The sequence below is a fragment of the Methanoculleus sp. UBA208 genome (assembly GCF_002498065.1).
Classification (GTDB): Archaea; Halobacteriota; Methanomicrobia; order Methanomicrobiales; family Methanoculleaceae; genus Methanoculleus.
The window spans coordinates 1-6,309 of the sequence record NZ_DAFZ01000116.1; the positions used below are offsets into that span (position 1 = coordinate 1).

The 6,309-nt window shown below is 63.2% G+C and carries 5 protein-coding genes; 2 read left to right on the forward strand and 3 right to left on the reverse strand.

The window, feature by feature from the left end; all coding sequences use genetic code 11:
- Window positions 1-277 precede the first annotated feature (277 nt).
- Genes dnaJ through BRA62_RS12000 form a run of 3 tightly spaced genes read right to left on the reverse strand, consistent with a single transcriptional unit; the run spans window position 278 to window position 3,769 of the window.
- On the reverse strand, window positions 278-1,420 hold the full coding sequence (gene dnaJ / locus BRA62_RS11990) for a molecular chaperone DnaJ (RefSeq protein WP_292366930.1): 1,143 nt from the start codon (window positions 1,418-1,420) through the stop codon (window positions 278-280).
- A gap of 5 nt (window positions 1,421-1,425) precedes the next feature.
- The gene (gene dnaK / locus BRA62_RS11995; RefSeq protein WP_292366932.1) at window positions 1,426-3,255 is read right to left on the reverse strand and encodes a molecular chaperone DnaK; all 1,830 of its coding nucleotides are present in this window, start codon (window positions 3,253-3,255) and stop codon (window positions 1,426-1,428) included.
- A 4-nt stretch (window positions 3,256-3,259) separates the two neighbouring features.
- Window positions 3,260-3,769: a nucleotide exchange factor GrpE gene (locus tag BRA62_RS12000; protein ID WP_292366934.1), complete on the reverse strand. Its 510-nt coding sequence runs from the start codon at window positions 3,767-3,769 to the stop codon at window positions 3,260-3,262.
- Window positions 3,770-4,066: 297 nt separating this feature from the next.
- On the opposite strand from BRA62_RS12000, the gene purH reads away from it, so the two are divergent.
- Window positions 4,067-5,551, forward strand: a complete 1,485-nt coding sequence (gene purH / locus BRA62_RS12005; RefSeq protein ID WP_292366936.1) for a bifunctional phosphoribosylaminoimidazolecarboxamide formyltransferase/IMP cyclohydrolase — start codon at window positions 4,067-4,069, stop codon at window positions 5,549-5,551.
- 215 nt (window positions 5,552-5,766) lie between these two features.
- Window positions 5,767-6,309, forward strand: a 543-nt coding sequence (locus tag BRA62_RS12010; RefSeq protein WP_394339999.1) for a DUF4013 domain-containing protein, incomplete at its 3' end; no start/stop codon positions are given.

The following is a 6,309-nucleotide window of genomic DNA, read 5'->3' on the forward strand; positions in this document are numbered from 1 at the left end:
AAAAGGCCCGGTGCTGTGGCCCGTGGTGGCTATCGCCCCTGGGGGAGGGGCTGACGGTGAGGGGGGAGTATCCCCCCCTCCCCTGTCCCCACCCCCCTCTCGGGGATAGCCACCACCGTCCACTGTACCGGGCTTTGTGCTCGCATCTGCTGTTTCCGTAGTCATTCATCACACATCCAGCTGTTGTCCCAGCAAATGCGACCCACTGGCCCTCGGATCAAGAAGTGCGCCTAAAGTGGGATTTAAAAAGAGAGACAGCCGGTGAAAGAGTCTTCCCTCACTTCACCGACTCTTTCACCTTGTCGACGACGTCCTGGAAGAAGCCCTTGCCCTTCTTCGCGGAGGGTTTGTGCCCCCCGATCTCGAGCAGGCGCTCATAGAGTTCGCGCTCCTCGTCCGTCAGGCGCTCGGGCACGACGATATGCACCCGCACCAGCATGTCGCCGGGCCTCGTCTGCCACCGGACGCCCTCGCCCCGTATCTTCAGCCCGGTGTTGTGCTGCACGCCTGCCGGGATGTCCAGGACGACCGTGCGCCCGTCGATCGTCTGGACCTCGACCTCGGAGCCCAGCACCGCCTGGGCCGGGGAGATATCGACGGTCGTCTCCAGGTCGTCGCCCCGCCGGGTGAACGACCTGTGCGGCGCGACGCTGATCTCGATATAGAGGTCCCCGCTCGGCGCACCGTAATCCCCGGCGTCGCCGTACCCCTCCATCCGGAGGCGCATGCCCGTATCCACGCCCGGCGGGATCTTGACCTTCACGGTCTGCCGGGCACGCCGGTGCCCGGTTCCGCCGCAGGCCTTGCACCGGGTCTCGGGGACCTTCCCCCGGCCGCCGCAGGTGGTGCAGGTGCTCATCCGGACGAAGTTCCCGAAGATGGACTGGCTCATCTGCCGCATCTGGCCGCTGCCGCCGCAGGTCGGGCAGGTGGTGGCCTTTTTGGTCTCGCTCCCCGATCCGTCGCACTCAGGACAGGGCTCGACGTGGTCGACGCCGACCTCCTTCTCGGTTCCGAACGCCGCCTCCTCGAGCGTTATGCGCATCTTCATCAGGAGGTCGGCGCCGGGGCGCGGGCCGGCCCGCTGCCTGCCCCCGCCGCCGAAGAAGGTCTCGAAGATATCCCCGAACCCGGAGAAGTCGGCACTGAACCCGCCGGAGTAGCCTCCTCCGCCGGAGTATGACCCGCGGGACGCGCTGCTGTAGGCCTCGTGCCCCATGTTGTCGTACTGGGCGCGTTTCTGGGAGTCGGAGAGGACGCTGTAGGCCTCGTTGATCTTCTTGAACCGCTCCTCGGCCCCCGGCTCCTTGCAGACGTCGGGGTGATATTTTCGTGCCAGGTTCCGGTAGGCTTTTTTGATCTCCTTATCGTCGGCGTTTCGCGGGACGCCGAGGATATCATAGTAGCTGTCCGGACCCATCGACCTCACTCTTTGACTTCGTAATCGGCATCGACGACGTTATCGTCCTTCTTTGCGCCCTCTTCCGCCTGCTGCTGCTCGGCGGCGGCCGCCTGTGCCTGCTGGTACATCTTCGTCGTGATCGCATATACCGCTTCGGTCAGGACGTCCATCTTCTGCTTGATCGCCTCGAGGTCGTCGCCCTCGAGCGCCTTCTTGAGGTCGGCGATCGCGCTCTCGATCTTCTCCTTATCCGCGGCCTCGATCGAATCTCCTGCGTCTTTCATCGCCCGCTCGGCAGTGAAGATCGCAGTGTCGGCGGTGTTCCGGAGATCGATCTCCTCGCGCTTCTTCTGGTCCTCGGCCTCGAACTTCTTTGCGTCGTCCATCATCCGCTGGATCTCCGCTTCCGATGGCCGGGAGTCCTGCGGCTTGATGGTGATCGACTGCTCGTTGCCGGTGCCGAGGTCCTTGGCCGAGACGTGGACGATGCCGTTTGCGTCGATATCGAACGTGACCTCGATCTGCGGGATGCCCCGGGGTGCTGGCGGGATGCCCGTGAGCTGGAACCGGCCCAGAGTGAAGTTGTCCTTCGCGAGCGCCCGCTCGCCCTGCATCACGTGGATCTCGACCGAGGTCTGGCCGTCGGCGGCGGTCGAGAAGATCTGGCTCTTCCTCGTCGGGATGGTAGTGTTGCGCTCGATGAGCTTCGTCGCGATGCCGCCGAGCGTCTCGATGCCGAGCGAGAGCGGCGTCACGTCGAGGAGCAGGACGTCCTTCGTCTCGCCGGTCAGCACGCCGGCCTGAATGGCGGCGCCGAGAGCGACGCACTCGTCGGGGTTGATGCCTTTGTCGGGCTCCTTCTTGAGGACTTTCTTCACGGTCTCCTGCACGAGCGGCACCCGGGTCGACCCGCCGACGAGGAGGACGTGATCGATGTCGTCGGCGCTCAGTTTGGCATCGGCGAGCGCCTGCTTCACCGGCCCGACGGTCGACTCGACGAGGTCGCCGATGAGCTGCTCGAACTTCGCCCGGGTCAGATCGATGTCCAGGAACTTGGGGCCGCTCTCCGTCGTGGTGATGTAGGGGAGGTTGATGTTGGTCTTCTGGACGGTGGAGAGTTCTATCTTTGCGTTCTCGGCCGCATCGCGCAGCCGCTGCATGGCGACCGGGTCATTCCGGAGGTCGGCTCCTTCCTTCTTCCGGAACTCGTCGATCAGGTAATCGACGACCAGTTTGTCGAAGTCGTCGCCGCCGAGGCGGTTGTTGCCGGCGGTCGCCTTGACCTCGAAGACGCCGTCACCGAGCTGGAGGATGGAGACGTCGAACGTGCCGCCGCCGAGGTCGTAGACGAGCACCGTGGAATCGCCTTCCTTATCGATACCGTAGGCGAGGGCGCTCGCGGTCGGTTCGTTGATGATCCGGAGCACTTCGAGGCCGGCGATGGTCCCTGCATCCTTCGTCGCCTGCCGCTGGGCGTCGTTGAAGTAGGCGGGCACCGCGATGACGGCCTTCGCGATCTTCTCGCCCAGGTACTCCTCCGCGTCCAGCTTCATCTTCTGGAGGATCATCGCGGAGATCTCCTGCGGCGTGTAGGTCTTGTCCCCGATGGTGACTTTGTCGCTCGTGCCCATCTTTCGCTTGATCGACTGGATGGTGCGGTTCGGGTTGGTGATCGCCTGCCTTTTCGCGACGTTGCCGACCAGCCGCTCGCCATCCTTGGTGAACGCGACGACGGACGGGGTGGTCCTGCCGCCTTCGGCGTTGGCGATGACCGTCGCCCGCCCGCCTTCCATGATTGCCATGCACGAGTTGGTTGTCCCAAGATCGATACCCAGAACTTTTTCCGAAACCATTGTGTTATTCCTCCAATCCTCTAGATACTACAACTTTTGCGCATCTGATGACCTTGTCCTGCATACAGTAGCCGCGGACGGCCTCGTCGATCACGGTGCCCTCCTTTGCATCCGAAGGGACGTAGGCTATCGCCTCGTGCCGTTCGGGGTCGAAAGGAAGGTCCCGGCATTCGATGGGCGTGATGCCGTGCCGCTCGAGGATGGTCTCAAAGAGTTTCCTGATCTGTTCCATCCCCTCCGTGAGGGCTGCACCGTCTGCTCTCTCCGCCCGCTCGAAGTTGTCTACGACCTCGAGCAACTCCACCGCGAAATTCTCGATGGCGAACGTCGTACGGGCGTCGAGTTCCCTGTCCGTTCGCTTCCGGTAGTTGTCGAAATCCGCCGCAAGGCGCAGATAACGGCTGTTAAGGTCGTCATATGCCTTTTGCAGCTCTTCAAGCGCCGGAGATGCTGCATCCGCCTCGTTTGCGAGATTCTGTTGCTTCTCGTTTGGTTCGGATGTATCCTCCTTCATACGCCTAACCTGTTTCAAAATGATGTTAATGTAGTAGTTCGATTATTTATTGTAATGTAGTTCTATATAATATTAACTTAAACTGCGGGCATCCGTCTCCTCTAACTGTCCAGATTTCCGATTAGACACTCATCCGCCCGTATTCTCCCGTCGATATGCGGATCCGCGGAAGGGGGACTGCTTTCACTTCCGGCCGTGCGGGTGTCCTTGGCACCGGCCCCGTCTCCCTGCCGGGGAAATACGACCGGTTCTGCGGGCAGCGCCAGATATATCTCTCCACCCCGCTCACGTGTAACCATGAAATGGGCACTGCTGTCTGTCTGGGACAAGGCAGGCATCGTCGATCTTGCAAAGGTGCTCGTTGAGCACGATTACCGGCTCCTGAGTTCCGGCGGCACCGGGGCGACGCTCGCGCAGGCCGGAGTTCCGTTCATCGATGTCTCCACCCACACCGGCTTTCCCGAGATGATGCACGGGCGGGTCAAGACCCTTCACCCGAAGATCCACGGGGGCATCCTCGGCCGCCGTGGCGTCGACGACGCCGTGATGCAGGAGCACGGCATCGAGCCGATCGACCTCGTGGTGGTGAACCTCTACCCCTTCGAGACGATGCGGGACGCGGGGTTAACGCTTGAAGAGATGATCGATTACATCGATATCGGCGGCCCGGCGATGGTGCGGGCGGCGGCGAAGAACCATAAGTACGTCGCGGTCGTGGTGGACCCCGGCGACTACGGGAAGGCCGCGGACGCCGTCCGGCGGGGCGGCTTTACGGCAGAAGAGCGCCTGAACCTCGCAGCAAAGGCGTTCGCCAGGACGGCGGCCTACGACGGCGCGATCACGAACTACCTCACCGGCATCGACCGGCCGTTCCCCGATGTCCTCACCCTCCAGTTCCCGAACGGAAGGACGCTCCGGTACGGCGAGAATCCGCACCAGGCGGCGGCGGTCTACGGCGATGCCGGCATCGCGGGAGAAGAGCCGCTCCAGGGGAAGTCGATGTCCTACAACAACTACCTCGACGTCCACGCCGCGGTCGGCCTGCTCCGTGAGTTCGACAACTGCACCGTGGTCATCGTCAAGCACAACAACCCCTGCGGCGTGGCGACCGGCGAGAACCTCCTCGGCACCTACATCGCCGCCCGGGAGGTCGACCCGGTCTCGGCCTACGGCTCGATCGTCGCGATGAACCGCGAGGTGGGGGCGGACGTCGCCCGCGAGCTCACCGGGACGTTCGTCGAGGTCGTGGTCGCCCCGTCCTACACGCCGGAGGCGCTCGAGATCATGAAGACCAAGGAGAACATGCGGGTGCTCCGGCTCCCGGAACCGGTCGTGCAGGACGAGGTACGGAGCATCGACGGCGGGGTTCTCCTCCAGCGCACAGAGCCCTACCGTGAGGACTGGCGGGTCGTGACCGAGCGGGAGCCCGACGCCCACGAGATGCGGGCGATGGAGCTCGCCTGGAAGGTCTGCAAACACACGAAGAGCAACGCCATCATATTTGCCGACGAGAAAGCGGTCATCGGGATCGGCGCCGGGCAGATGAACCGGGTCGAGTCGGCGGAGATCGCGGTCAAAAAGTCCCGGAAACCTCTCGCCGGGTCGGCGGTCGCCTCGGACGCCTTCCTCCCGTTCCCCGATACCCTGGAGGTCGCGGCGGCGGCGGGCGCGGCGGCGCTCGTCCAGCCGGGCGGCTCCATCCGCGATGCGGAGGTCATTGAGGCGGCGAACCGGCTCAACATCGCAATGGTCTTCACCAGTGTGCGGCACTTCCGGCACTGAATACCCCTTTTTTTGAGCCAACAAAACAGTTATATGCACCACCTTCTCTCCACGGCCGAAGGTGGTATGATATGGACTACGGCAGTATCATCTCCGGGTCGTTTCGTTACACGAAAGACGCTCTCTGGGGCGAATGGGGGCGGTAGGTTCTCCTGGTACTCCTCTCGCTCGTCCAGACGTTCACCCTCTTTTTACTCCCGTTCTACAACGGCTACATCGTCCGGGTGCTCTCCGGCAGGACGCCGGCCCCCGAGGTGGACGGGTGGGGCAGGCTCTTCGTCGACGGGTGGAAGTGGAACATCATCACCCTCATCTACCTGATCCCGGTGATCCTGGTCCTGATCTTCTTCGGGGGGGCTGCGGTCGTCTCCGCCATAGCGGCGCGAGGGTTGGACAACCCTGACGCATGGGCCCCGGCCGTTGCCGCCGCGATCTCCGGGATCCTGGTTGCGGCCGTCGTCTGGATCATCATATCGTTCATCTCCCTCTTCGCGGTCGTGCGGTTCGCCCACACGGGCAGCCTCGGCCAGGCGTTCAACTTCGGGGCGATCTTCTCACACATCGGGAGGATCGGGTGGGGATCCTGGATCGTCGCGGTCATCATCCTCGCCCTCATCAGCCTCGTATACATGTTCGTGATCGGCCTCATCGCCTCGATACCCATCCTCGGATGGATCATCAATCTCTTCCTCGGGGTGGCGTTCGGCATCTTCCACGCCCGTTACCTCGCCAGGGCCTACGAGAGCGCCCCGGCGCCG